The organism is Mesorhizobium loti (assembly GCA_014189435.1).
Lineage (GTDB): Bacteria > Pseudomonadota > Alphaproteobacteria > Rhizobiales > Rhizobiaceae > Mesorhizobium > Mesorhizobium loti_G.
The window spans coordinates 2,469,695-2,492,939 of sequence record CP050293.1 but is presented as its reverse complement, the minus strand read 5'-3'; the positions used below and the strand labels follow the sequence as shown (position 1 = coordinate 2,492,939).

At 59.7% G+C, this 23,245-nt stretch carries 25 protein-coding genes and 2 pseudogenes; 12 read left to right on the top strand and 15 right to left on the bottom strand.

All coding sequences use genetic code 11. From position 1 onward, the window contains the following. The first annotated feature begins 103 nt into the window (after window positions 1-103). Window positions 104-247: pseudogene (locus HB777_11975) on the top strand (site-specific integrase). Window positions 248-273: 26 nt separating this feature from the next. Here HB777_11975 and HB777_11970 read toward each other — a convergent pair. Then, window positions 274-639, bottom strand: a complete 366-nt coding sequence (locus tag HB777_11970) for an aminotransferase class V-fold PLP-dependent enzyme (GenBank protein QND68743.1) — start codon at window positions 637-639, stop codon at window positions 274-276. A gap of 152 nt (window positions 640-791) precedes the next feature. Between HB777_11970 and HB777_11965 the strand changes: the two genes are divergently transcribed. Further along, a complete protein-coding gene (locus tag HB777_11965; GenBank protein ID QND64563.1) occupies window positions 792-1,199 on the top strand; it encodes a hypothetical protein in 408 nt (135 codons plus the stop codon). A 769-nt stretch (window positions 1,200-1,968) separates the two neighbouring features. Then, complete coding sequence (locus HB777_11960; protein QND64562.1) at window positions 1,969-2,154, top strand: hypothetical protein; 186 nt, start codon at window positions 1,969-1,971, stop codon at window positions 2,152-2,154. Window positions 2,155-2,486: 332 nt separating this feature from the next. Here HB777_11960 and HB777_11955 read toward each other — a convergent pair whose 3' ends face one another. The 4 genes and pseudogenes from HB777_11955 to HB777_11940 form a co-directional block, all read right to left on the bottom strand. Then, window positions 2,487-2,924 carry a hypothetical protein gene (locus HB777_11955; protein QND64561.1) on the bottom strand — a complete coding sequence of 146 codons (438 nt, stop codon included), beginning with the start codon at window positions 2,922-2,924 and terminating at the stop codon, window positions 2,487-2,489. Window positions 2,925-3,246: 322 nt separating this feature from the next. Further along, window positions 3,247-3,353 (bottom strand): annotated as a pseudogene (locus HB777_11950) (IS6 family transposase). Between the two features lie 1,134 nt (window positions 3,354-4,487). Further along, window positions 4,488-4,805: a hypothetical protein gene (locus HB777_11945; protein QND64560.1), complete on the bottom strand. Its 318-nt coding sequence runs from the start codon at window positions 4,803-4,805 to the stop codon at window positions 4,488-4,490. A 278-nt stretch (window positions 4,806-5,083) separates the two neighbouring features. After that, window positions 5,084-5,914, bottom strand: a complete 831-nt coding sequence (locus tag HB777_11940) for a LysR family transcriptional regulator (GenBank protein QND64559.1) — start codon at window positions 5,912-5,914, stop codon at window positions 5,084-5,086. 93 nt (window positions 5,915-6,007) lie between these two features. Here HB777_11940 and HB777_11935 point away from each other — a divergent pair, with 93 nt between their 5' ends. The 9 genes from HB777_11935 (at window position 6,008) to HB777_11895 (ending at window position 12,319) form a co-directional block, all read left to right on the top strand. Then, window positions 6,008-6,649, top strand: a complete 642-nt coding sequence (locus HB777_11935) for an FMN-dependent NADH-azoreductase (protein QND64558.1) — start codon at window positions 6,008-6,010, stop codon at window positions 6,647-6,649. 8 nt (window positions 6,650-6,657) lie between these two features. Next, window positions 6,658-6,975: a multidrug efflux SMR transporter gene (locus tag HB777_11930; GenBank protein ID QND68742.1), complete on the top strand. Its 318-nt coding sequence runs from the start codon at window positions 6,658-6,660 to the stop codon at window positions 6,973-6,975. Window positions 6,976-7,580: 605 nt separating this feature from the next. Then, window positions 7,581-8,501: a LysR family transcriptional regulator gene (locus tag HB777_11925; GenBank protein QND64557.1), complete on the top strand. Its 921-nt coding sequence runs from the start codon at window positions 7,581-7,583 to the stop codon at window positions 8,499-8,501. Between the two features lie 80 nt (window positions 8,502-8,581). Continuing rightward, window positions 8,582-9,001: a carboxymuconolactone decarboxylase family protein gene (locus HB777_11920; GenBank protein ID QND68741.1), complete on the top strand. Its 420-nt coding sequence runs from the start codon at window positions 8,582-8,584 to the stop codon at window positions 8,999-9,001. Between the two features lie 63 nt (window positions 9,002-9,064). Then, on the top strand, window positions 9,065-9,379 hold the full coding sequence (locus tag HB777_11915) for a DUF302 domain-containing protein (protein ID QND64556.1): 315 nt from the start codon (window positions 9,065-9,067) through the stop codon (window positions 9,377-9,379). 443 nt (window positions 9,380-9,822) lie between these two features. Beyond that, window positions 9,823-10,134 carry a hypothetical protein gene (locus HB777_11910; GenBank protein QND64555.1) on the top strand — a complete coding sequence of 104 codons (312 nt, stop codon included), beginning with the start codon at window positions 9,823-9,825 and terminating at the stop codon, window positions 10,132-10,134. Continuing rightward, complete coding sequence (locus HB777_11905; GenBank protein ID QND64554.1) at window positions 10,131-10,970, top strand: AraC family transcriptional regulator; 840 nt, start codon at window positions 10,131-10,133, stop codon at window positions 10,968-10,970. Before HB777_11910 ends, HB777_11905 begins: the two co-directional genes overlap by 4 nt. A 78-nt stretch (window positions 10,971-11,048) precedes the next feature. Beyond that, window positions 11,049-11,711: a hypothetical protein gene (locus tag HB777_11900; protein QND64553.1), complete on the top strand. Its 663-nt coding sequence runs from the start codon at window positions 11,049-11,051 to the stop codon at window positions 11,709-11,711. After that, a complete protein-coding gene (locus tag HB777_11895; GenBank protein QND64552.1) occupies window positions 11,708-12,319 on the top strand; it encodes a LysE family translocator in 612 nt (203 codons plus the stop codon). Before HB777_11900 ends, HB777_11895 begins: the two co-directional genes overlap by 4 nt. 508 nt (window positions 12,320-12,827) lie before the next feature. Here HB777_11895 and HB777_11890 read toward each other — a convergent pair. The 10 genes from HB777_11890 to HB777_11845 all read right to left on the bottom strand — a co-directional run bounded on the left by HB777_11890 (window position 12,828) and on the right by HB777_11845 (window position 23,216). Beyond that, window positions 12,828-14,297: an amidohydrolase family protein gene (locus HB777_11890; protein ID QND64551.1), complete on the bottom strand. Its 1,470-nt coding sequence runs from the start codon at window positions 14,295-14,297 to the stop codon at window positions 12,828-12,830. Next, window positions 14,294-15,430, bottom strand: a complete 1,137-nt coding sequence (locus HB777_11885) for an ABC transporter ATP-binding protein (GenBank protein ID QND64550.1) — start codon at window positions 15,428-15,430, stop codon at window positions 14,294-14,296. The genes HB777_11890 and HB777_11885 overlap by 4 nt, the downstream gene beginning before the upstream one ends. A gap of 22 nt (window positions 15,431-15,452) precedes the next feature. Beyond that, window positions 15,453-16,745 carry an amidohydrolase family protein gene (locus HB777_11880; GenBank protein ID QND64549.1) on the bottom strand — a complete coding sequence of 431 codons (1,293 nt, stop codon included), beginning with the start codon at window positions 16,743-16,745 and terminating at the stop codon, window positions 15,453-15,455. A 331-nt stretch (window positions 16,746-17,076) separates the two neighbouring features. Beyond that, window positions 17,077-17,391: an antibiotic biosynthesis monooxygenase gene (locus HB777_11875; GenBank protein QND64548.1), complete on the bottom strand. Its 315-nt coding sequence runs from the start codon at window positions 17,389-17,391 to the stop codon at window positions 17,077-17,079. After that, complete coding sequence (locus HB777_11870; protein ID QND64547.1) at window positions 17,388-18,158, bottom strand: glutathione S-transferase family protein; 771 nt, start codon at window positions 18,156-18,158, stop codon at window positions 17,388-17,390. Before HB777_11870 ends, HB777_11875 begins: the two co-directional genes overlap by 4 nt. Beyond that, window positions 18,136-18,702: a hypothetical protein gene (locus HB777_11865; GenBank protein QND64546.1), complete on the bottom strand. Its 567-nt coding sequence runs from the start codon at window positions 18,700-18,702 to the stop codon at window positions 18,136-18,138. Before HB777_11865 ends, HB777_11870 begins: the two co-directional genes overlap by 23 nt. Window positions 18,703-18,762: 60 nt before the next feature. Beyond that, window positions 18,763-20,082: an FAD-binding oxidoreductase gene (locus tag HB777_11860; protein ID QND64545.1), complete on the bottom strand. Its 1,320-nt coding sequence runs from the start codon at window positions 20,080-20,082 to the stop codon at window positions 18,763-18,765. Continuing rightward, the gene (locus HB777_11855; GenBank protein ID QND64544.1) at window positions 20,072-20,899 is read right to left on the bottom strand and encodes an ABC transporter permease; all 828 of its coding nucleotides are present in this window, start codon (window positions 20,897-20,899) and stop codon (window positions 20,072-20,074) included. The genes HB777_11860 and HB777_11855 overlap by 11 nt, the downstream gene beginning before the upstream one ends. After that, a complete protein-coding gene (locus HB777_11850; GenBank protein QND64543.1) occupies window positions 20,896-21,996 on the bottom strand; it encodes an ABC transporter permease in 1,101 nt (366 codons plus the stop codon). The genes HB777_11855 and HB777_11850 overlap by 4 nt, the downstream gene beginning before the upstream one ends. A gap of 197 nt (window positions 21,997-22,193) precedes the next feature. Continuing rightward, complete coding sequence (locus tag HB777_11845) at window positions 22,194-23,216, bottom strand: ABC transporter substrate-binding protein (GenBank protein ID QND68740.1); 1,023 nt, start codon at window positions 23,214-23,216, stop codon at window positions 22,194-22,196. Window positions 23,217-23,245 lie beyond the last annotated feature (29 nt).

Sequence of the window (23,245 nt, the reverse complement as noted above, 5' to 3'; positions counted from 1 at the left end):
GGTGGGGCCTGTTTTAAGGAGGATTGCAGCCCCCTGTGACCCCAGTCGCCGACCCCTGCTTACCCGTCTGGCGACCCCACTTGAGAGCCGACAGGAGAGCCCTGTGCCTAGCCTTACTGATGGAGAAATTCGCCGGGCATTGAAGCAGGTGGAGCAAACCGGAAAACAGCTAAGCCTCGTCGATGGCGAAGGACACGGCACCGGCCATCTTGTCTTGGTCCTAAAGCCTATGCCAACGCGGGTCACTCTGATTTTGCCCATCTTTGCTTGCCATTAGCGCCCCAGCTTTCCCTGGTGGTCGGCTCGAAGAGGATTAGAATATCTTGGACGCGATGTTGCATCCGATCCAACCTTTTTACAGAACACGCGCGACAGCCCGCAGGTCAATTCCTTTTTCTTCCTGACAACTAACATGCCGTTGCCCACCTGCGCGCCGAGCCATTTATGCAAGCTCGTCACGAAGATGTCGCAGTCGAGCTTTCGGAAGCTGAGCGGCATCTGGGCGAAGGTCTGCGCTCCGTCGACCACGGTGATGATGTCATGTTCGCGTGCCAGGGCGCACAGATCCTCGACCGGCAGAAGCCGGCCGTTCCAATGGTACATATTGCCGACATCGCGGCCAATCTTCCACATCGTCATCAGCTCGTCCTGCGCGAATGGCCGGAGAACTAGGCGAATAAATGCCACGGTGAATGCGGCCAACCACTCATGCCCGCGGATACTGCTGCCCGCGCGCGTGAGGGAACCCTCAACGTGTATGCACCGTTAAGACGATTGCCAGGAGAATCGCCATGAATAGCGCGGACCCGACCCACCGAATTCAGCCTGAAGTGCGCGCCGCAATTAGCGCCTTCCTCAACGAGGTCCAAAGAGACCCGAAATCATTTGCTCTCTCGGAAGCCCTAGCAGCAATAAGACAGATCTTTCCTGAACTGGAAATCTCCGACGCCGATCTTGCCGACGCCATCGCAAGCGAAGCTCTATCGGCTGGCGTCGGCATTGAGTTCGACGTGCTTAAGACGCGTAAGGCGCTCGAACGGAGGACGATCGAGCGATGGGAGAATGAAGGCGGCGCTAGCGGAAGGAAGAAGAACACAGATCGTGCTCAAAGCGACGCGGCGCATCGAGCTAAAACCACTGACACCAATGGCACGAGGCGACGGGCAAACGAATCTAAGGAGCGGCATCGGTTGATCTAGCCAAGTCACTTCCTTAAGCCGCCTCTTTCTTCCGCCGGCGTTCGTTGCGCTTGGTAGCCAAGGGCGGTCGCCGATCAAGAACTCCATCAACGCAATAGCGCCCCGTGTCTGACTCGAACTATCTCACTCTAAGACGCCATCGCTCACTACCGCGGACAGCTGAGCGAAGAGACGCTTCGCAACTGGCGTTGCATGTGGATCTTCAGCTCAGCGTCGCAACACTGGGCGAGCGCGCCACATGGCGTCTTCGTACTGGGCTCATATGCTTAATAAAAAGGCCAGTCTCGATTTCCGCCAGCCAGCTTTGCGGGCGGCCGCTTCAGAGCAAAACCACCGCTCCCCTTTCCAAAGGCTTATACGTGTCTGCCAGTAGTATTCCTGTCCGCGGAACATGGTAGATGCGCTCGCCTGTGTTGTAGCTGATATTGCCCTTGATGTTGCAGCCTACGAGAGGTGGGTCGATTTCAAGGGTCAGCAAGCCGGCCAGGAATGCGCCGCCCGCAAAGATGGACACCCACCACGACGGGTTGCCAGAACGACGACGGCGTTTGCCGGCGGGTACCCTTGCGCCACTGTCCAGAGCGATTGTCGTAGGGGTGCTTGTCCACGCCCCTCTTCCCCCAGGGCAGAATGCGACCTCTTGCCGTTTGGAGTCCAGATGCGGCTAGTTCACCGGCCCTGTGGAGCGCCAATGCTTGAATGTGGCACCGTGCTTTCATCCCCTACCGCCCTGAATTCCTGTATACTTGGCGCAAAGGAACGACCAAAAATGGCCTTCACTGTCATCTGGTACGGAAGACAGGGCATCGTCGACAAGGAGACGTTCGACGCCGAGAAGACTGCGAAAGACCATGCAATCAAGATGTTCCAGACCCGAAAAGGTGACGATGGAATCGTCGCCGTTGAAGTTCGTAACGACAACGGCGCTGTGGTCTTTAGCCATGCGGAGAGCTAGCGATGGCCATCCGGTCTCGCGCAGTCGCTACCCAACCGTCGGGGCGGCTTCACCGGCCCTGTAGAAGGAGTGCCAAATTTTTCAGGCTTGCCTGGCGACGCGTCGGCGCGTTCATTCACCTGCCGGCAATCGCCCTGCAGAGTTCGGCGCAACAGATGGTGCAGCTCAGCCCAGCAGACCTTGACGCCGCTCTCGAAAAGCACCTCGGATAATCATGACCGCACCATCCCTCATACAACGCAGCCTTCCCGCGTGGGGAGCGCTTGCCCGCGCTGCGGCGGAGGCTTTCCATGCGAGCGCTTCAAAAATGATGCTGCGAAACGGCGCTGGCTTTATCCGACGAACGCGTCGCGCAACCGAGCGAACATGCCGGGCTGTCTCCCGGTACGCACCGCACGGATGTGACGGGCGGCCGTTGCGGCGGTCACCGTTGCGCCAAAATGACAATAGCAGATGATCTCATGCAATTGCCTGTCGGTCAGTTCGAAGAACCGCTTCGCTTCGCCGTAGTTGTCGTTTTCCAACCCGGCGGCGCGCAGGACAGGATCCTCGAAAGCGACTGAGATCGGCGAGCCGTCGCCGCGCATGGCCCCGCGTGCTCTAACCGGCTGATACTCGGTCTGAGGCAGTGTCGAGAGACGCCGGTCAGGGTTCCGTTCGAGGAGCTCCGCCCAGCGTTCAAGACGTTCGCTGCGCGACATGGCCTGGCGCGGGTAGGCCTGATCGATCTCGGCGACGATCTGCAGTTGCTCGATCGTTTGGTGTTTCATGTTGGCCTCCTATTCGGACGATAGTTGGTCCACCCATATCCTTCTTATGCCTGCAGCCAGCGTGACCCCAACGGATCGTGAAGTCCAATCACGATGATGCCTGGAGGGCTTCGTTCACGCAGATGTGGAGGCTTCGCAAAGATCCGGCCATTAATTTGGCGAACGCGGTCAAATGCGCGGCTGTTCGACGATGTCGGTCTGGAGTCCGTGCCGATCGAGGTGATCGACGGGCAGAGTCTGTGCTGGAGTAGCCCGGCTCCATTGCTGGCCGGGCAGCGGGATCAAGGGAGTGGCAGTTTAGCTTCGAAACCGCCGAGGGCCGGGGCCGATGCGAGTTTTCCGCCCGGTCGTTAGGCCCTTGTGGCTCCAGTGTACGACTTCTGGCACGACCTGGCGCCTGGCTACTCCGTAGGATCGCAGTTTGTCCGTGTCGAAACCGCTATCGAAGTTACCCGGCCCGATGGCGGAGTGTTGCGGATTGCGCGCGATCCAAGGACCGGTCCGTCCAACAAATTGAGCGGAAGCCATCTCAAAACGGTCCAGCCTGTGCGTCGTCAGGATGGCAGCCGAACCAGCGAAACAGCCAATCAGGTGTCCCTTCCTTCGACCTTTAGAGACTGATCAGTCAGCTGCCGCCAAGCCAGAATGGCGATCGCTCTCACTGCTGCGGCGCTGGTATCGGTGTGCCGCCAAACCAACCAGCCGCATACGCAATCACGACCAATACCACGATCACGGCTACCACGCCGTACCAGAGGCGTCTGTCCTTGAGATCCTTCGTTACCTCCTGCCCGCTACGTGTTGGCCACTGGGCGAATTCCTTGAGCCTTTGGCCGTCATTTCCCAGATGAGAGACCCATTGCCCTCGTAGGCACACAGTGGGCTGGATAAGGGTCTTTGAGAAGCGCGCAATACGACCGCGCCGGCATGATCGCCAGCGGCGCGACCGGCGGCTGCAGGCGTGCTCGACGAGTAGCGTTGCTGCGGCATGGATGTCAAAAGATCGGCGATGCCATCCAGCGCCCGTGTGATCGATGCGGCGCGCGTTATCCTGATCTTCCAGCACGGCTCCGCGCAGCCGCACCCTCATTAGACCGTTTCGAGCCGACTGAACCGAACTGGGATGAGTTTCCGAGTCTTGAGTTGCCCTGCCGCATCCTTGTCGATGACAGTCAGCAACTCCGCTTTCAAAATGGGTTCGACGAGGCGGGGCGGGCGTTACTCCAGTGCGTCTAACGACCCTTCCTGCGCAAAGCTGCAGCTTGTCGAGTGCCCCCGAGGTCCTTGGACTTCAAATGAGCCTTTTCCCTCTGAGGCTCCAAGAGCGCCTCAGTTTTTCGTGTCCCGTGGTCCAGCGCCAGGGGTTCACTCCAAACTGAGGTCACTTTTGGGCGACATGCATGTGAACCATTGTGCCGAAGCACTTCGTCGACCCTTGGTGAGGGTTCGGATCGTCCGTCTATATGATGCGAGCGCCGAGTCCTTCTCGGCGTCCCTAAGTAGAGCGCGTTGAGGTGGGGTCCAAAGTGGTCGCCCTAGGTGCACGGCGCGAACTTTCGCAATCTACCGCACCGGATGGACCGCGCGAAAGGCCGGGAGTTCCACGCACGCGGAAACGATCGCCCGAATGCGGGGCATGTCCTTGAGATCGACACCCCAGCGCTCGGCATTGTAAACCTGCGGCACAAGGCAGAAATCCGCCATGGTCGGGCTGTCGCCATGACAGAATCCGCCAGTCGATGGATGTGTGAGCAGGGTTTCAAAGGCGCGAAGCCCCTCGATGAACTTAAGCATCCAGGCACTACGCACTGCCTCGCCGCCACCAGTGAGTTCCACGACATGGGCACTGACGCCCATATTGCAGACGGGATGGATATCCATGGCGATCGCGTGGGAGAGAGCCCTAACGCGCTGGCGGCCGGGCGTTCGGAAGATAGAGAGGCGTGACGGAGGAGAACGGCATGAGCCATGACGGCCAGCAGTCGGACATAACCCTTTCTCTGGAATGGCGCGTCGGTCGCGGGTCAAGGGGATGAGCCGATTGCAGAGGATTGAGCCCTTGCGGGCGCGGTGCGTGGAGGCTCTCTTCGCTCAGCCGCAACGGCGAAGCTTAAATGCAGGCCGATGAGTCGTTCGATCCGCCAGCAGGGCAGCCGATGTCAAAGTTCGTTCTTGAGGAAGCGGCATCCAAAATCGAGGAAAGCGCGGACACGTCGGACGCGTCTCAAGTCTGGGTGTACAAGCAACCACACTTGGGATTGCAACTCGCGGACTGGTTCGCCAATCTGCTGCATCAAATGTGCCTTTGCTAGGTAGTCTGGTAGAACCGCCCGTCCGGCACCAGCCGCAGCCGCCTCGGCCGCTGCCCACATGCTGTTTACCCGCAGTACGCCACCGCCCGAGCCGATCCTGCCCTGGAGCCATCGCGAGGAAGGAATTGCAGCAAGACTGTCATCCAGGGTTATCCAAGCATCATCAGGCACGCCAGCGCGGGCATAGACGCCGAAGCTAAAATCACCCGCTTGCCGCCCCACCAGCGCCTCTGGTGGGGATCGCGTAGGCCGGATGGCGATTTCGGCCTCGTACCGGGCCATGTCCGCAAAACCGTTTGAAACATTCAAGGTGAAGGTGATCTGCTGATGCGCCTCGCGAAAGGCCACAATCAGACGGCTCACGATAGGCACCAGGGAATCCGTGGTCGTGATCACCAAGCGACCAATTAGGCTTTTATCACCTCCCGCTATTCGCCGCTGAACCTGGGAAAGCGCATCTTCGACACGCTGATGTGCCGCGATAAGTTCGCTGGCTAGCGGCGTCGAGCGGTATTGCCCGGAGACCTTTCCGAACAGCGGCCCACCGACCGCGAGCTCAAGGCTATTCAACCGACGGTAGATCGTCGCGGGATGGGTCTGGAGCTCACTTGCCGCTGCAGCCGCAGTCCTCGTTCGCGCCAACGTCGCTACGAGCTTCAGATCGGACGCATCAATCATCTTCGCACCGGTGCGAATCCGCTTCGCATTTTCATGAGAGAATTTGCAACTGCGCGACGGTATAGACCCAGGGACTCTAACGAGGAAGCCTATATGCACTCCCTTTTGCACATCGAAGCGTCGCCTCGAGGTGATCGGTCTCACTCGAGCCGCCTCGCCAAAAGCTATATCGCGGCCGTCAAAGCTGTTCGTCCTGATACCGTTGTGGACCACCTGAATGTCTGGTCCGAACCGCTTCCCGAGTTCAGCGGGGCATTGCTGTCGGCAAAATACGCTAAACTGGCAGGGCGAGACATGCTGCCAGAAGAAGCGGCCGCTTGGGAAGAGATCGGTCGAATGGTCGCTCGCATCGATCAAAGCGATGCGGTCTTGATATCGACACCAATGTGGAACCTGTCGCCGCCCTATCGGCTCAAACACTACATCGATCTGGTCACCCAGCCCGGTATAAGCTTTTCTTTCAATCCAACCGCTGGATATTTGCCCCTGCTAACTGACAGACCGGCGGTGGTCGTCTTGGCAAGTTCGGGTGACTTCTCGGACGGATGGAGTTGGGAGCGACCAGACCTTGCCACACCCTATCTCAAGCAAGCGCTGCGGTTCATCGGATTGACCAGCGCAGTCGTCGTTCCGGTCGGACCAACGACTGGCGATCCGACCCAAATCGCCAAGGCAAACAATGCGGCGGAAGCTATGTTGACCGACCTTGCCGGGCAGTTTGGGATCACACCATGAGCCACACGATGGCCTGGCTCTTACTCGTTCTTTCCGGGCTGCTGGACGTCGCTTGGGCTCTGGCCACAAAAAAAGCTGATGGCTATGCGAATTGGGGGTGGACAGCATTGTCGCTGGTTCTGCTTGGGGCATCCGTGTTCACCCTTGGCAAAGCACTGTCCGCTCTTCCGCTTGGCATGGCCTATGTCGTATGGACTGGAATTGGGGCTGTCGGCTCGGTTTTGGTTGGCACCTTGGTGTTCCAGGAGGTTCTGGACTTTCAACGGATGGCCTTCATCGCGATTGTCGTTGTCGGCATCATTGGCTTGAATTTGTCAACGCCGTAAGAGTCATACAACCGCGTCACTCGCTGGCTCAATGACGCAAGGCATCGCCTCGATATTCATGTTCGACGAATTTCGTCCTCGAGACAATAAGCAGTGACTGTGGCCCCATCCGAGTCCGGCTCGGCGGATTGGGCCGCCAATCCTGCGTCGCCGACCTGCTGTCGCCTGACTTCACCGTCGTGTGCCCGGACCTTCCTGGCTTCGGCATGTCCTACAAGCCCCCCGATCACCCGGAGAGCTCTCATTCCGCGAAACGTGGAAAGGCTTTGGCCTTGCTCGATCTCAAGCGTCGGCTGGGGCAAACGACCTTCTCGGTGCTAGGGTCGCGGAAGCCTGGTTGATTTCAGAATGGCAATGGACCATCCCGGGCCTAGAACAGCGATGACTTAGGGTATTCCGCTAACGTCACAGAACGACTATTCTACTGTGCGGCATTCAATTGGCACTTGGCCTATCCGGATAAGTGCCCCTTCAAGTCATTGTTGGGGTGTAGTTTTAATTTTTGCGACAGTGCAAAAGAAAAGGGCTGAGCCCGCTAACCAATGAGAAGCCGTTTAGATCTGGATGCGAGCCGACGATCCAAGCCCGGAACAGTGGCGGGCTCGTTGAACTGGGACGATTTGCGATTTTTGCTGGCGGTCGCAAAACACGGCTCGCTCTCTGCGGCCGCGCGGAATTTGCGGACCACGCAGCCCACGGTGGGTCGTCGAGTCGCGGCTTTCGAGGCCAGCCTTGGCACACAAATCTTTCGCCGTTTGCCCGGATCGCTTGCGCTCACTGAGTCCGGTGTTGCGATCCTGGAAAGGCTCGAACGCATCGAGGCCGAAACCCTGGCCATCGAGCGAACGGTCTCCGGGCGCGATGCGGGAGCCGAGGGCGTCGTCCGGGTCAGCGCAGCGGAATGGTTCTGCGCGCGCGTTCTGGCTCCGATCTGTGCGGAACTGTCCGAAGCCCATCCCGGCATGACCATCGAACTGCTCGGAGAGGCCCGCCGGGCTAATCTGGCGCGAAGCGAGGCGGACATAGCCTTTCGCTTCGTTCGTTTCGAGCAAGGTGAGGTGGTCCAGCGGCGACTCGGTGGCTTGGCCTTTAGCCTTTACGCCGCGCCGTCCTATCTCAACCGGCATAGCGAGCCGGACTTTGGGACAGGGTTCAAGGGTCATGCCATCATTGCGATGCGGAGCGAACTGGACGCGATTGCCGATCTCGCTTGGCTCGAAGATATCGCCTACGAAGCGGCCGCCGTGCTGCGAACGGATAGTCGCGAAGCACAGGCAAATGCGGCGGTAGCCGGCGCCGGCCTTGCCTGCCTACCGCGCTACATCGGCGACAACACGACAGGCCTTGTTCGGGTGAACACTCCCCTGCCCGTACCGGCGCGCGATATCTGGATGGGCATTCACGCCGAGGTTCGCAACACGCCCCGTGTGCAGGCGGCAGCGCGAATCCTCGCCACCGGCATCCGCAAAAAATCCTCCGGTCTCGAGCCCGGCGGCCGTCCCCAGACGAAAATGCATAGGGCCTAAACAAGGATCGGCAATTTCCTTTGCGTGGCAACTTCGCTTTTGTGGATCATCACTTCCACCAACGAAGGAGCTCGGTCGTGATGATCGATTGGAATGGCTATCACAAGCAGTTGCTGGGCCGCATCGGCGAATTGGGCAAACGCTCGCCGGATACGCTCAACGGATACAAGACTCTCAGCGCGGCCGGTGAAACGACGCAGAAGCTTTCGGCGAAGACCCGTGAGCTCATTGCGCTCGCCGTCGCGGTCACGGCACGCTGCGACGGCTGCATCGTCGTGCACGCCGATGCGGCCCTCAAGGCAGGGGCCGAGCCAGACGAGATTTGCGAGGCGCTCGCCGTCGCGGTTGCCCTGGGCGCGGGCGCGGCGATGGTCTATTCGGCCCGCGTGCTCGACGCTATCGCGGTGAAGTCTGGGCCCGCCACCGCGGAGAGGTTCGATGAGCGACGGGCCGTCAGGTTTGCCAAAAGTCGACTACGCTCAGCCGCGAGACGGACATGAGTTCCAGCACATGGTCGCTGCGAGCTCGTCATTTGATACGGTCCTCGAGACCATTCGCACCGTATGCGCGAGGCGGATATCTGGATCATCCATGAAATCGATCCGCAAATGCTGCTGAAACGTGGCGGCTATATCATGGCGCGCACGCGGCAGATTCTTTTCTTTCATCCGCGCTACATGGTTCGCCTGCTGGGCGCAGATCCGGCTGCGCTTTCAGAGGCGCCCCTGAAGGTTGTGGTCATGGAGGATGAAAATGCGGTTACGGTGAGATGGCCGGTCCCTGGGCTGCTGTTCGATCGCTACGGTCATGATGAATTGTCGGTGCTGGGGCGAGAGCTGGAGCAGATCTATGCCGCTATCGCCGCCAGACTGGCATGAGGACAGCGCAGGCTGTTTCGCAATGGCATGAGCCGGGTCTAGTGTAGGGCTGCGAGCCGAAGTTACAAGACCCCTTGCCCTTGACTGCGCTGCTCTGGGCAGTGTCTGCGATTTCGCGCATTTCGCCTGTCACCTAGACGGCGCTACGCCCGAACACGGAAACTGCGGCTGCCGTTGGTGTCGCGCTGACACTCGCTCTAGAGGCATTGAAAGCCGAGGATCGGACGGCCGCGATGGCGTAACAAGCCGTGCAGCACGCGACGGGAATGATTCACGCGTCTCCTTCCCAACCGGTCTAATCCTATCAGGCTGGTTTGGTTGCCTATCGAGCGGCCGGAGCGGTTTCGAACAAGCCTGATCTTCCAGCACGTTCCCCCGCCATTTTCTCGAACCGGTTGACCAGCCACTCGCGTTTCAGCCGCGACAGCCGCTGGATCCGGAGCATGCGTGAACCTGTCGATTCCGTACTGGCGGCAGACCGAGCGCAAGCTGTCCGTCTCGTCGGTCGGTTTGTCGTCGACATCCTGATCGCTGATCGGCACGCGGGCGTGGCATCACCATCGACGCCCGGGGCGAATGGTCAAAAGCTGTTGGCGTGTGGGCGCGATGTGAATCGTTGGCCAGATGGAGCAAATCTGCCGATGTGTTGGCCGAAATCAGCTGCAAAGCCGTCGCTCAAATCCGGATTTAATGCGACAATTCTGCAAACCAGGACGAAGTGGCTGCAGTCCGAGCTTACAGAAAGTCAAGGATGACTAGGCAATTGCAAGGTGACAAGAAGCGCTTGCCAACATTCAGGGTAAGGAATGCCGTAGTGGATGGTGTGGATGCCGTCGAGGCTGACACCGCGCTCGCCTTCGGACGCCATATGCACGATCAGTTTGGTGTCGGATTGATAAACCGAGGTGCGCAGGTCTCGCTCAGCGGTCGCGGCGTCGTCGAAGCAGGAACGGGGGACGTCATCACCGTCAACCCCGGCGAAGCACATGACGGGGCACCCATCGGCGATGGCGGTCGGTCGTGGCAGATGCTCTATTTTGAGCCGAAGACCGTCTCTAGTATTTTTCACGACATGACGGACGGCCGAGCCAAAAGCTTCGAGCTATCCGATCCTGTCATTCGCGACAGGGCCGTAGCGGACCAATATCGGTCGCTTTTTTCCGCCATGACCGCCTGCTCCAGCACAGGACAGCACATGCAAGCCGAAGAGTGTCTGTTTCTCCTGCTTGAGCAGCTTGTTGAGAACAGAGAAACCGTCAAGAAGCCACCATCGGTTCCGAAGGCGATTGCGGCTGCCAGATCGAAAATCGATGATGAGTCGGCCGCACCCATCACCCTCGATGATCTGGCGCGGCTTTGCGGAATCAGCCGTTTCCAGGTGGTGCGGGGCTTCGCGCGCGCGACTGGTTTCACACCTCACGCTTATATGATCCAGCGCCGGCTGCAGCTGGCGAAAAGACTGATCACGCGCGGGGTTGATTTGGCTCAGGCCGCCGCATCGAGCGGCTTTGCAGACCAAAGTCACATGACGCGGCTGTTCGTTCGCACCTACGGGATGTCGCCAGGATACTACGCGGCGGCGCGGCTTTAGGCGGCACCTGCAATTTCGTTCAAGACGAAAGGGCACTGCAGGAAGGACGATGGCTCAAAACATGAGAGAGCCAGCTATATGCCTGTCACCTTCCAGTATGCCAATACAATGCGTTCTGAATTCCCAGAGCTTGCAACGTGCACCCTCCACATCGAACCCATCCATCCCGACGCCGACGTTTCCGACGCAATTGCGCGCTTTCATGCCGTTGCCACTAACAGGCTCGCCGTATCGTCCGAGGGCGAATTCTCCGAGATACGGGCGTGGCGGCGTGCTTTCGCCAAAATGGGTCTGAAGCAGTATAGATGCGCCTCCGAAGCCCTGTTGCGCCGGTTTCGTAAGGAAGGCCGCCTGCCGCGCCTCCATCCCCTCGTCGACCTGTGTAACGCCGCTTCGGTTGCATACGCGATCCCAATCGCGGTCTTCGACGCCGCAAGGATTGAGGGCACGCTGGAAGTACGACACGCGACTGGCGAGGAAATCTACCAGACGTTTTCCGGTGAGGTGGAGAAACCAGAACCCGGCGAGATAATCTTCACGGACAACGGCAGCCGTGCGCATGCTAGGCGCTGGACAAACCGGCAAAGCGGATATTCCGCCGTTCGATCGGATACGGCCACCGCCTTCCTCGTCGCCGAGGCTTTGCACCCAACGGCAGTCGAAGACCTTACCAAGCTGATGGAAGAGTTGAAATCTGTGATCCTCGCATCCTGGCCGGCGAGTAAGGTGGCGGTGGCATGAGCATCGAATTTCTCCTGACGACACTCCTGATCGTCGCTTCTCCCGGTACAGGGACTATTTACACGCTCGCGGCGGGCCTGTCGGGTGGTGTGCGGGCCAGCTACGTCGCGGCCTTCGGCTGCACGCTCGGAACAGTGCCGCATATGATCGGTGCTATCAGCGGTCTTGCTGCGCTACTTCACGCCAGCATCACAGCGTTCCAGATTCTCAAATGGCTCGGTGTCGCCTATCTGCTATATATGGCTTGGTCCATGTTCCGCGAACGCGGTGTTTTGCGCATCGACGGCGCTCCCGTCGCCAAAAGCGACCGGCAAGTAATCGCCTCGGCCATCCTTATAAACCTGCTCAATCCGAAACTGTCGATCTTCTTCTTTGCCTTCCTGCCCCAGTTCGTGACGGTCGGTGAAGCTGCCCCAATCATGTTGATGTTAAAGCTCAGCCTTGTCTTCATGGCGCTTACCTTCATCGTCTTCGCGGCCTATGGCGTATTTGCCGCTTACCTGCGCCGTCACATCGTTTCCAACCTTGCTATTCAGCGCTGGATGCGGCGTAGCTTCGCAGCAGCATTCGGAGGACTTGCCATTCAACTCGCTCTCGCGACTAGATAAAATCTCCACGCTTGTTGTCGAAATTGCTAACATTCACGAGAAATCGGCTGCGCTATCCTCTAACTCAGAAGTGAACGCACAGAGCAACGCTGACGGCTGGGCGGATTCTTCAATATGATGGGAGAAGAGCTTGCGAGCGAAAGAAAACCCCTTTGGGAGGTAGTGCCGGCCCCTCGCGGAGATGCCGCATTCAAGTCATTGTGTCAGGCTCATGCCTCCGTCGCAACGGCGACAGGTTCAAGATGCCGAACCAGCACTGGGAAAGACTCGCAGCCAGATCTGCGTGCAATCGGCACCAGGAAAAGTTCTTGTTGTTGCGCGTGGCACAACGAAGCGTTGCTGGCGGACTGGAGCTGTCGTTGAACTTGGCGGCGTTTATGTGCCCGATTGCCCTAGAAATCATAACTCATCTCCTGTTGTGTGAACACAATCCCACGCTGCTCTTGCCAGCCGACAAATCGGCAACCCTCTGATGGCACAAGGTAGCCAGTTGAATTTCGTGTCTTCTTCAAAAATCGGCAAAACTTCGCGGAAATACAACGTCGGCCGACCGACGATTCTGATCCACCTCGCCAAAGTTTTTCCACGCTGTCATGGCCGAATAGGAGGCGCCAAGGATAAGATCGCTCTCCTCGGCAAACTGCACGCGGCCTTTGTGGACCACATATTGCCCTCCAACAATCACGTCCTCGACCTGATCGGATGTGGCGCTGTGCAGAAGCGAGCGAATTGGGTCGAAAATCGGACCGATGCGCGGGTGGATAAGGTCGACCAATACCAGGTCGGCCTTGGCCCCTGGTGAGATACGGCCGAGATCATCCCTGCCGAGAGCTCTGGCGCCGCCCAATGTGGCGGCGGTGAATATCTCGGCCGCGGTGGCAGCCTCATGGTCACGCGTTGCCACCTTGCCAAGTACCGATGCCATTTGCATCTCCAGCAGGATATCCTGCGGGTAGCTGTCTGTCCCAATCGACATGAGAATGCCATGTTCCTGATAGCGGCGAAAATCTTCCAGCACCACGCCACGGCGTGCCCACGCCAGCGGCGCGTGCGCCACACTCGCCCCGGACCGGCCAATCGCTTCAAGGTCGCCGCGATATGGGTAAGCGGTGAGGCTATGACCGGAAACATATACGGCGTGGCCGAGCACGACGTTGTGGTCGAGGATGCCAAGGTCGTCGACGTACCCGATCGGCGTGAGACCCGTTGTCCGCAAGGTTTCGTGAAACTCGAAAACTTGCTCGGCGATATGCAGCGTCAGAGGAGCCGATAGACGATCCGCAAGGTCCTTCGCGCCGACGAGCAACTCGGCTGTGGATGTGAACAACTCATCGACCACCACCGCCGTGCGTATGCGGCCATCGCCTGCTCCTTCGTGCGCGAGCGCGAAGGATTCCGCCTGATCGAGCAATCGCCTCTCGGCTCCAGCTTGAAATTTTCGCACAACGGCATCGTCATCGCCGTAGAGGTAGTCGGCAACCGCCAACGCTGGCCCATAGTAAAGCCGTATGCCAGCTTCGATTGCGGCTTCAACGACGGTGTGCCCATGCGCAAAACCGCCGCTGCCCATGTCGAGCACCGTCGTCACGCCGCTGCGCAAAAGCGTCCCGAAGCCGAAGCGCGCGCTTGCTGCAGGGTCTTCGTATGAACCCAGACCAGGACTGTCTGGCTTGCGGCGGGTTGAGTAATTGAGATAGCCGGTAAACAGCAGATCGCGCCTTCCCTGATCAACGACGAGACGATCACCCGCGTGAATGCCGACATGGGCATGAGTGCTGATCAGGCCGGGTATGAGCAGCTTGCCCGGGGCTTCCTCGACAACGTCAACATCGTCAGGCACGTCGCGCCCGACATAGCTGATCGTGTCACCCTGCCAGACCACCACGCCGTTGGCCAACAGCGTTTGGCGCACGCCGTCGAACACAACGACCCAGCCGGCACGAATGGCTCGCTTGTGCAGGGGACCAACGGTGGTCACTGCAAGATCTCCGCGAAAACCATCGCATCGCTCTCGTCGATGTCGACGAACACATTGTCACCAGCGGCCGGCCGCATCTCATCGTAGTGCGACGCCACTTTGATCGTCATTGCGTCGGTGGAGATCTGTGGGCAGGAAATCCGGACACGCGTCTGGTCACCGAGCGGCATAACCTCGAGAATGGTGGCATTCATGCCTTGGCCGGTTGGCTGCAGCACGAACGCCTCAGGTCGAACGCTGACGGTAGCCCGGGTACCTGCGGTCATCGGCGTGGCGGCATTTGCGTTGATGACACGGCCTCCGGCTAATCTGACGGCGACGCGACGGTCGCTGGCGGATGAAACGACCGTTGCGCCCATGCGATTGCTGTCACCTATGAAGCCGGCGACGAAAAGCGTTGCCGGGCGACGATAGATCAAGTCCGGGGATGCCAATTGCTGGACCGCTCCCTTGTCGAAAACCGCAATCCGGTCCGACATCGACAAAGCTTCGACCTGATCATGCGTGACATAGACCACGGTGATGCCGAGCCGCTTCTGCAGCGATTTCAGTTCGAACTGCATCTGGTCGCGAAGCCGCTTGTCAAGCGCGCCAAGCGGTTCGTCCATGAGCACCAGCTTCGGCTGGAAGACTAGCGCCCGCGCCACGGCGACACGCTGCTGCTGACCGCCAGACAACTGCGAAGGCTTGCGGCCGCCAAATCCGGAAAGCTCGACCATGGCGAGGGCGCTATTGACGCGATCGGTTATTTCGGCCCGGCCAAGCCGGCGTACCTTAAGCGGGAAGGCAAGATTCTCGGCGACAGTCATGTGTGGAAACAATGCGTAGCTCTGGAATACCACGCCTATGCCGCGCCGATGAGAAGGAACGCCGGTAATCGGCGCGTCGCCGATGAAGATCTGGCCAACACTCGGGTCCTCGAAACCAGCCAGCATCATCAGCGTTGTCGTCTTGCCGGATCCCGACGGCCCTAGCAGGGTCAGGAACTCGCCGTCATGAACATCGAGATCCAGGCCCGTCACGGCGAAGCTGTGGCCGCCATCATAGGTCTTGCGAACTCCCTTGAAGCGAACCGTGGCTCCGTTTCCGGCGGGCGCGGTCGACGATGTATAGTCATCAGTCTGGTTGGGCATCTGCCTCTCCCTTTGCAGCCTATCAAGCAGTCCACGCCGGCAGCGCCGGCGGAAACACGTCTTCAATCTTGCGCCCCGACCAGTTCCGGGATGCAAAGTCTTCTTGGATCCTGTGAGCGCCGTCGCGCACGCGACCCACGTCATCGGCGACGTCGAAGGCGAGCACTCGTCCGTTCTCGACGACCGTGTCGCCGTCGACCACCACCATCTCGACACAGTCGCTCGTCGTTGCATGCAAAAGCATACGGATTGGATCGAAGACCGGGCCAACGCGCAGTCTGGCGAGGTCGATAAGCGTGAGATCCGCTTTGGCGCCCACAGCCACGCGACCGAGATCGGGCCGGCCGAGCGCTTCCGCTCCACCCAGCGTCGCGGCGCGAAACACGTCCGCCGCGCTTGCCGCTTCCACGCTCTGGTCAGCAATCTTGCCCAGCAGCGACGCGCTGCGCATCTCCGCTATCATGTCGAGTGGATGGGAGGCGGTGCCGATCGACAGTTTGACCCCGCGCTTGCGATAACGATCGAAACTCTCAAGGATGCCGCCGCGCCGCATGCCAGCGATCGGTGTGTGGGCAATGGTGGCACCCGATGCCGCCAGCCGATCGAGATCATCATCATAAGCATAAGCAGTTTGCGAATTGCCGCCAACGAATCGACCATCGCCGAGCACCGTACGCGGCCGCAGGATACCGCTGTCCTCGATCAGGCGGACTGGAGTGCGGCCGGTCCGCCTCAGTGCCTCGTGGAATTCGTAGACTTGTTCAGCAAGCCGGAGCGCGATACCGACACCCAGATCGTCGGCGGCATTGCGTGTCGCTTCAAAAATCGCTGGCGTGCAATTGAAAGCCTCGCCGGGAATGAGCATGCCATGGAACCGGCCGCCATTGTCGCCGGCGTGTCGCGCGATGAAGTCGGAAGCGTACTGAAGCTGCCGCAAGGCCACGTCCTCGCGAATTTCCCGTACGATTCGCCCCCGATCGTCGACAATATATCGGCCCGGATTGAAGGAGGGACCGTAGTAGAGGCGGATGCCACTTTCGGCGGCCCGCCGCAGCATGGTTTTGCCGTCATCGAACAGGCCACCGCCCATCTCAACGACGGTGGTAATGCCATGCCGCAGCAGCAACGAAAATCCATAGCGGATCGAAGCGTCTGCATCGGTGCCGTGGTCAAGGCCGACCTGCCCTTCCCTCATCGGCTCATAATTCAGAAACCCGGTGCCCAGCAGGTCCCGACGCCCGCCATCGACAACCAGGTGGTCGCCGTAGCTGGCGCCGACATGCGCGTGCGTGCTGATCAACCCCGGAATGAGCAATCGCCCCGGCGCCTCGATGCGGCGGGCGACCGGCCCGTCATAGCTCTGGCCGACGTGAACGATCCGATCGTTACGATAGACGACGACACCATTGTCGAGAATGCGATGGTCGCCGTCGCGGTGGGCGATTGTCCAGGACGCATGTATTGCCGTCGCGCCATTGTCGGTCATGGTCGGCCCCCGTGTTGACGAAGCTCCCGATCTGCGTCTCTGGAAAACTCATCCTGCGGCCATGGCCGCGCGCGACGTCGAGATCGATGTAAGGCCAATCGAAACCGACCTGATATTGATGCAGCATCGAAGTGCGGCCTAACGGTCTCGCCACGACCGATCATTTAGCGAAGCTGCCGACTACCTCATAGTGCTTCACATGCTGTTCGAACCGTATCAGCAGCGCGCGATCTTCCTCGGCGACAATCGCGGTCTCGAACGTGTCTCCGGCAAACGCGCGCACCCCCGCCATGTCGTCGAACCACATGATGGTTTTGAATTCGACAAGGTCGCCATCGCGCCGTCGATTGATCTGCATGTCGTGGGGGCCGTTATCCATCGCCTTCAAGGCTGGAATGATCGTGTCTCGCAAGAAGGCTTCGTAACGGTCGGCTTTTGAAACCTCGGCCCAGGCCTGCCAGATACGCGCAATCATTTGTCTCTCCTGTCGTCCATGGGGGAATTCGTTAGCGCATCCGGCCGAGGCTCCGGCTGCACGAGGTCTTGCAGAACGGTCTGCAACATCGAGTCACGGTGCGAGAAGCGCCCGTACCAGGCGGACAGTTGCGGCCTGCCAGCGGTCCAATCATCTTTCGGAAACCGGAAGGAGACATAACTCAACGCAACAGCAACCGCGATCGTGCCGAGGTCGACGCGCTCCTCGAAGGACGGGCTGGCGCGTTCGAGATAATCGTAGCATCGCCATGCGCTTGCCCGCAGCCGCTCCGCCACCTCTGGCATCTGCTGGTCGACCGGCCGCCAGCGTTCCAGAAACCGCTCGATCATCGTGTCCATCAGGCCGGTGCCCAGCGACTGCATCGTCAGCACCGCCGCGCGTTCGCCGCCTTGTGCCGGCAACAGCGTTTGGCCAATGGCTAGTCCGCACAGATAGTCGCAGATGGCACGTGAATCGAAAACGATGAGGGAACCCCCAACGACAAGCGTTGGCACTTTGCCAAGCGGGTTCGCGTCCTTCACCCGTGCCGGCACGTTCCAGGTATCGCCGGGAACGATGTCGATCGTCGAATGCAGATCGAGTTCATGGGCCACGACACGTACCATGCGTGCGTAAGGCGAATAGGGAGCGGACAGCAGTTGCGGCTTCAAGTCGTAACCCCGACATGTTCGAGCACGTGTAAGACCAGGGGCGCCGGTGGCGGGCATCCCTTGGATGGCCGGCTTAGACGGGGCAATCGGCTGCATCCAGCCAACCCGAGATGAAGCTGGTCAGATAGCGCCGTTTGGCTTCTTCATTCATCGTCGACGTGATGTATTCGTGCCAGCGGCGGAGTTCGTAATAGATGATCTTGCTGTCCCAGGTGCATGCGATCGCAGCGCGTTCGAGCGAGATACGGCTCAATGCGGGGTAGTTGTCCTCGACCGAATAGGCATAGTTGAACGCGGCATTGCCCTTGCCGAAGATGGTGATCGTCACGAACCCTTGCCCCAATATGGCAAAGCCGACGCGCTGCTTGAGATCGATGTCGCCGCTCTCGATCTGTTGCGTCAGGAATGCTTCCAGATTCTCGGCGGTTCCAGGCTGCAAGTCGACGCCCTCGCGCCGCAAATGATAGATTTTCAAGGCAATCTGGTCGTGCAGGAGAAGCCCGATTGGATCCGCCCGCCGACGCATGTAGCGATAGACCTCGCCATGCTGGTCGAGCATGGTATCGACGTTTGCCACGCCGGCAAGATAGGTCGACGGAAGCGAGCTTTCGTTGCGCTGCTCGTAAGGTAGCACTGTCATCAGCCCGCTCCGCCGTAGGTCATGATCTCTATGCTAGCCAAGTCTTTTCCTCCCATCGGATCAGAAGCGCGGACTGTCGACGCCACCTTGTCGCAGCTGCCGGGCGTCCTTCCAGCGGTAGATCGGCAGCAACAGGCCGGGTATCCGTCCAAATCCAATTGGCGCCCGCTTGAACGGTTTCAACCGGATCTGCAGTGCCTCGACAGGCGTCCCGATCAGATGTTGGGCAATCGCCTTGCCCATTGCCGTCGCCGTCGGCACGCCACGGCTCGAATAGCCCAGCGCCGCCGTAACGCCCTCGGCCAACTGGAAATACTGGGGGAACGTGTGAGGGTGCATGTCGACATCTCCGAACCAGTAGTGTTCCCACTCGATGCCGCGCAGTTGCGGAAAAACCCATTCGAAGCGATCGGACATCATTCTGCTTGTATGGGTTCGGTTTCTGCCGCGAACCCGCTCGACAAAGACCGACGTGACTAACCTCCCCTGGACGTCCAGACGCATATTGGTGAAATCACCGCGAGTATCGAGGACATGATTGCCGCCGGGCAAAACCGTGGAGCGCACCGCGTCCGGCAGGGGCGCCGTAGCCATGCAAGCAACGGTGCTCTTGGCAAAAGCAGCGGACAGCCCTGGCCAGAGCTTGCCCGTATAGGCTCCCGTGGCAATCAGCACGCGATTGGCGGTAACGGCACCGTCGCTTGTTTCGACGCGCCATCGGTTGCCTTGCGGCCGAATGGCCAGCACGGGCGATTGGGTGAATATCCGTGCCCCGAGCCCTGTCGCGGCGGCCGCCAGCCCTCGCGCATAGCCGAGCGGATTGAGATGGCCGGCATCCTTCAGCAGCCAGCCGCCGAAAAAGCGCGGCGAGCCAGTCAGCGCAGCGGCTTCGGCCTTATCGACAGTCCGGCATGCGGCACCGAGCGCGGCATAGTCGGCGTTTCGTTTGGCAATCGTTGCCAGCACCGACGGAACATGCGCGACCTGCAGGAAGCCGTTCCATCGAAGATCGCAATCGATGCCGTAACGCTCGACGATATCGGCCACCTCCCGGCCCGCGCCAAGCTGCATCGCAACCATGCGCCGGCCCCATGGCACTCCATGCAGCCGGTTGATGGTGGCCAACGACATATGCTGGAACGTCGGTGTGCAATGCCCGGCATTGCGGCCGGAACCGCCATAGCCAATGTCCTTGGCTTCCAGGACAACGACATTCCTGCCGCTCTCGGCGACATGAAGTGCTGTCGAAAGACCCGTGTATCCTGCACCCACGACAACCACGTCTGCGGTATCGTCGCCGTTTAGAGACAATGTCGGTGGCGGCGGGGGCGCGGTAGCCGCCCAAAGTGTCGTCGCCAGATCGGTCGGTTCAATCTGCACGGGATGCCCTCCGCAGGTTACGGCGACGAAGGCCATCGGCGACGATCTGGATGATGGCCGAAAACACCGCCAGCAGTGTGCCGGCGGCGAGGATTGTCGGATCGACATTCTCGCGAAGGCCGCTCCACATCTGTCGTGGCAGCGTCCATTGTTGTGCGTCAGCCAGGAACAGCGCGATGACCACGTCATCGAACGAAACGATAAATGCGAAGATCATGCCGGAAACGATACCGGGCAGGATAATCGGCAGCGTAATGCGCCAGAAAGTCTCCACCGGGGAGGCGCCCAGGCTGAGCCCCGCGCGAACGAGGTTCTGGTCGAAGCTCGCCAGGATCGATGTCACGGTCAGCACCACGAATGGCGTGGCAATCGTGGCATGCGCCAGCACCAATCCGAGAAAGCTGCCGGTCAGGCCGATCGGCACATAGGCGAAATAAAGGCCGACGGCGGTGATGATAACCGGAACCACGAGTGGCGCCGTGACCAGTGCCATGAAGAAGGAGCGTAGCGGAAAGTCGGGCTTGGCAAGTGCAAGGGACGCAAGCGTTCCCAACACGGTGGCCAGCAAGGTGGACAGCGTCGCGAGCAGGACGCTGTTCCTGGCGGCCAGCTGCCATGCGGGCGAGGCCGCCAGGATCTCATACCATTTGAGACTGAAATGTTCGATCGGAAAGGTGAAATATGGAGCCTGGTTGAACGAAAGCGGAATGATCACCAGGATTGGCGCGATCAGAAAGACGAATACCAATCCGCTGAATAGATAGAGCGCATTCAGCCCGATCGAGTTGCGGCCACCGAACAGAAGATGGAGCATCATCGGCGCGCCTCCATCATCAGGTCGATCGGGCCGACGATCAGGCGAATGAGCAGGTAGAGCCCGCCCATGCTTGTCAGCAACAGCAGCGACAGAGCTGCCGCCATGCCCCAATTAAGCGAGTTGGTCGTGTGGAAGGCGATGAGGTAGCTGAACAACTGGTCGGCGGGACCGCCGACCAGGGCTGGCGTCACGTAGTATCCAATGGCACTGATGAAAACCAGGACACAGCCATTGATGATGCCCGGCTTGACCAAGGGCAGATAGACCTTCCACAGGGTATATGCCGGGCTCGCGCCAAGCGACAAACCGGCGCGGACATAGTTGATCGAAACCGTCTTCATCGAATTGCAGATCGGCAGCACCATGAACGGCAGCAGCACATGCGTCATGACGATGATCACGCCGATGCGGCTGAACATCAGCGGCAACGGCTCATTGGCAAGACCGAGCATAGAGAGTCCACTGTTGACTACGCCCTGGGTCTGCAGAAGAACGATCCAGGCGGTAGTGCGCACCAGCACCGATGTCCAGAATGGCAGCAGCACCAGCATCAGCAAAACATTCGACAGCCTTTGCTGCACGGACGCTATGACCAGCGCCACAGGAAACCCAAGGACCAGCGTGCACAGGCAGACAAGCGCCGCCACGCCTAACGTCCTGGCGAGAATGGGAAGGTGGATATCGCGACCGGGCAGCGCTCGCGTCACCTCCCCGGCGACCGTCATTCGCAGATCGACGGCAGCCAGAACATTGCGCAACGTATAAGGACGAGCGGCGCGCTTAAGCGCCGACCATGTGTCTGTGTCCAGCCACTTTCGGTCTATCCCGCCAAGCCGTTCACGCGCCGATGCACCGGCGGCGGACGAAAGCCGGTTGCCGGTGGTCACGATCAGCTTGCGAAAGCCCGGCACCTCGTAATCGAGAAACTTGCCCAGCAGCGCGGTCTTGCGTTGTACGCCCGACGCAACCAGATCCGATTCCATGGCTGCGAATGCATCGTCGCCAGGCAGTTGCCGGCCGTTCCAGGACGCCAGTGCAGTTCTGGTCTCAGGCAGTTGCTGGTAGATCGTCGAGTTGTCGACCGATCGGAGCAGCATTGCTCCGATCGGCAAAGCAAAGCCAATACTGATAAACAGAACCAGCGGCAGCGATAGGAGAAAGAGCCTCGATTGTCGCTTGCGCCTTGCCCTGTTCAGCAATTTGCCCAGACCAAGGTCAGCGACGGGCATGGTTGGTGCCAGTTGCATCGTCGTCATGTGTCACCTGCCCTGACATTGATTGGCAGTCGATGGCGTCACCCGGCGTTCAGCCAGGAGATGAACCGCTGCTCGAGTTCCTCGCCGTTATCGGCCCAGAACTGAGCGTCGTTCGGGATTGCGGTTTTCAGGTTCTCCGGCGAGGTCGGCAAGTCCTTCAGCTTGTCCGCCGACAGCAGTCCGGTGGTGGCCAGCAAGGTCGGGCCGTAGGATATGTACTTCTGCTGCTCGGCCTGAAGCTGCGGCTGCATGGCCGTTTCGATAAACTTGTAGGCAAGGTCCTTGTGCGGAGCACCCTTGACGATCGCAAAGAAGTCGCCGTCATAGTTCTGACCATCCCAAATGATCACGAAGTTCTTGCCGTCCTGCTGCCTTGCGTTGGTTATCCGCCCGTTCCAGCCCGTCGACATGGTAACCTCGCCCGAGCCCAGCAACTGCGGCGCGGAAGAGGACGACTCCCACCAGACTATGTCCTTCTTGATCTGATCGAGTTTGGCAAAGGCGCGCGCAACCCCCTCCTCGGTGCGCAGCACCTTGTAGATTTCGCCCGGCGCGACGCCATCGGCATATAGCGCGAATTCGAGCGTCGTAATCGCCTTCCGGCGCATCCCGCGCTTGCCGGGGAAAGTCTTCACATCCCAGAAATCGGCGACCGTGGCCGGCCTCTTGCCGGGGAAACGATCGGCATCATAGGCGATGATCGACGCTGAAATGATGGTGCCGACGCCACACTCCTGGACGGCCAGCGGAATGAACTTCGACTTGTCGAGCTTGTTCCAATCGAAAGGCTCCAGATTGCCGTTGTTGCAATTGTCGATGATGACCGACGTTTCGCCCTGAATGATATCCCAGGTGACGGCATTGGCCTCGACCATCGCCTTCAGTTTTGGAGCGGCATCGTCGGCGGATTCGACCACCGGCGTCACGCCCGTCGCCTTGGCGAAAGCGTTGAAATAGACATCCTGGCTTTTCTGATAGGCGCCGCCATATGCCATGACATTGAGCGCGTCGGTGGCCCGTGCTGGCGATCCAAAGCATAGGATCGCTACAGCCGAAGCCATCGCAGTCGACATTGCAGTTGTTATTTTCA

What these genes read in the sequence shown, in the direction of transcription:
- HB777_11970 (QND68743.1), bottom strand. Translation starts at nt 639, where the DNA reads ATGACGATGTGGAAGATTGGCCGCGATGTCGGCAATATGTACCATTGG.
- HB777_11965 (QND64563.1), top strand. Translation starts at nt 792, where the DNA reads ATGAATAGCGCGGACCCGACCCACCGAATTCAGCCTGAAGTGCGCGCC.
- HB777_11960 (QND64562.1), top strand. Translation starts at nt 1,969, where the DNA reads ATGGCCTTCACTGTCATCTGGTACGGAAGACAGGGCATCGTCGACAAG.
- HB777_11955 (QND64561.1), bottom strand. Translation starts at nt 2,924, where the DNA reads ATGAAACACCAAACGATCGAGCAACTGCAGATCGTCGCCGAGATCGAT.
- HB777_11945 (QND64560.1), bottom strand. Translation starts at nt 4,805, where the DNA reads ATGGATATCCATCCCGTCTGCAATATGGGCGTCAGTGCCCATGTCGTG.
- HB777_11940 (QND64559.1), bottom strand. Translation starts at nt 5,914, where the DNA reads ATGATTGATGCGTCCGATCTGAAGCTCGTAGCGACGTTGGCGCGAACG.
- HB777_11935 (QND64558.1), top strand. Translation starts at nt 6,008, where the DNA reads ATGCACTCCCTTTTGCACATCGAAGCGTCGCCTCGAGGTGATCGGTCT.
- HB777_11930 (QND68742.1), top strand. Translation starts at nt 6,658, where the DNA reads ATGGCCTGGCTCTTACTCGTTCTTTCCGGGCTGCTGGACGTCGCTTGG.
- HB777_11920 (QND68741.1), top strand. Translation starts at nt 8,582, where the DNA reads ATGATCGATTGGAATGGCTATCACAAGCAGTTGCTGGGCCGCATCGGC.
- HB777_11915 (QND64556.1), top strand. Translation starts at nt 9,065, where the DNA reads ATGCGCGAGGCGGATATCTGGATCATCCATGAAATCGATCCGCAAATG.
- HB777_11910 (QND64555.1), top strand. Translation starts at nt 9,823, where the DNA reads ATGCGTGAACCTGTCGATTCCGTACTGGCGGCAGACCGAGCGCAAGCT.
- HB777_11905 (QND64554.1), top strand. Translation starts at nt 10,131, where the DNA reads ATGACTAGGCAATTGCAAGGTGACAAGAAGCGCTTGCCAACATTCAGG.
- HB777_11900 (QND64553.1), top strand. Translation starts at nt 11,049, where the DNA reads ATGCCTGTCACCTTCCAGTATGCCAATACAATGCGTTCTGAATTCCCA.
- HB777_11895 (QND64552.1), top strand. Translation starts at nt 11,708, where the DNA reads ATGAGCATCGAATTTCTCCTGACGACACTCCTGATCGTCGCTTCTCCC.
- HB777_11885 (QND64550.1), bottom strand. Translation starts at nt 15,430, where the DNA reads ATGCCCAACCAGACTGATGACTATACATCGTCGACCGCGCCCGCCGGA.
- HB777_11875 (QND64548.1), bottom strand. Translation starts at nt 17,391, where the DNA reads ATGATTGCGCGTATCTGGCAGGCCTGGGCCGAGGTTTCAAAAGCCGAC.
- HB777_11870 (QND64547.1), bottom strand. Translation starts at nt 18,158, where the DNA reads ATGCAGCCGATTGCCCCGTCTAAGCCGGCCATCCAAGGGATGCCCGCC.
- HB777_11865 (QND64546.1), bottom strand. Translation starts at nt 18,702, where the DNA reads ATGACAGTGCTACCTTACGAGCAGCGCAACGAAAGCTCGCTTCCGTCG.
- HB777_11855 (QND64544.1), bottom strand. Translation starts at nt 20,899, where the DNA reads ATGATGCTCCATCTTCTGTTCGGTGGCCGCAACTCGATCGGGCTGAAT.
- HB777_11850 (QND64543.1), bottom strand. Translation starts at nt 21,996, where the DNA reads ATGCTGCTCCGATCGGTCGACAACTCGACGATCTACCAGCAACTGCCT.
- HB777_11845 (QND68740.1), bottom strand. Translation starts at nt 23,216, where the DNA reads ATGGCTTCGGCTGTAGCGATCCTATGCTTTGGATCGCCAGCACGGGCC.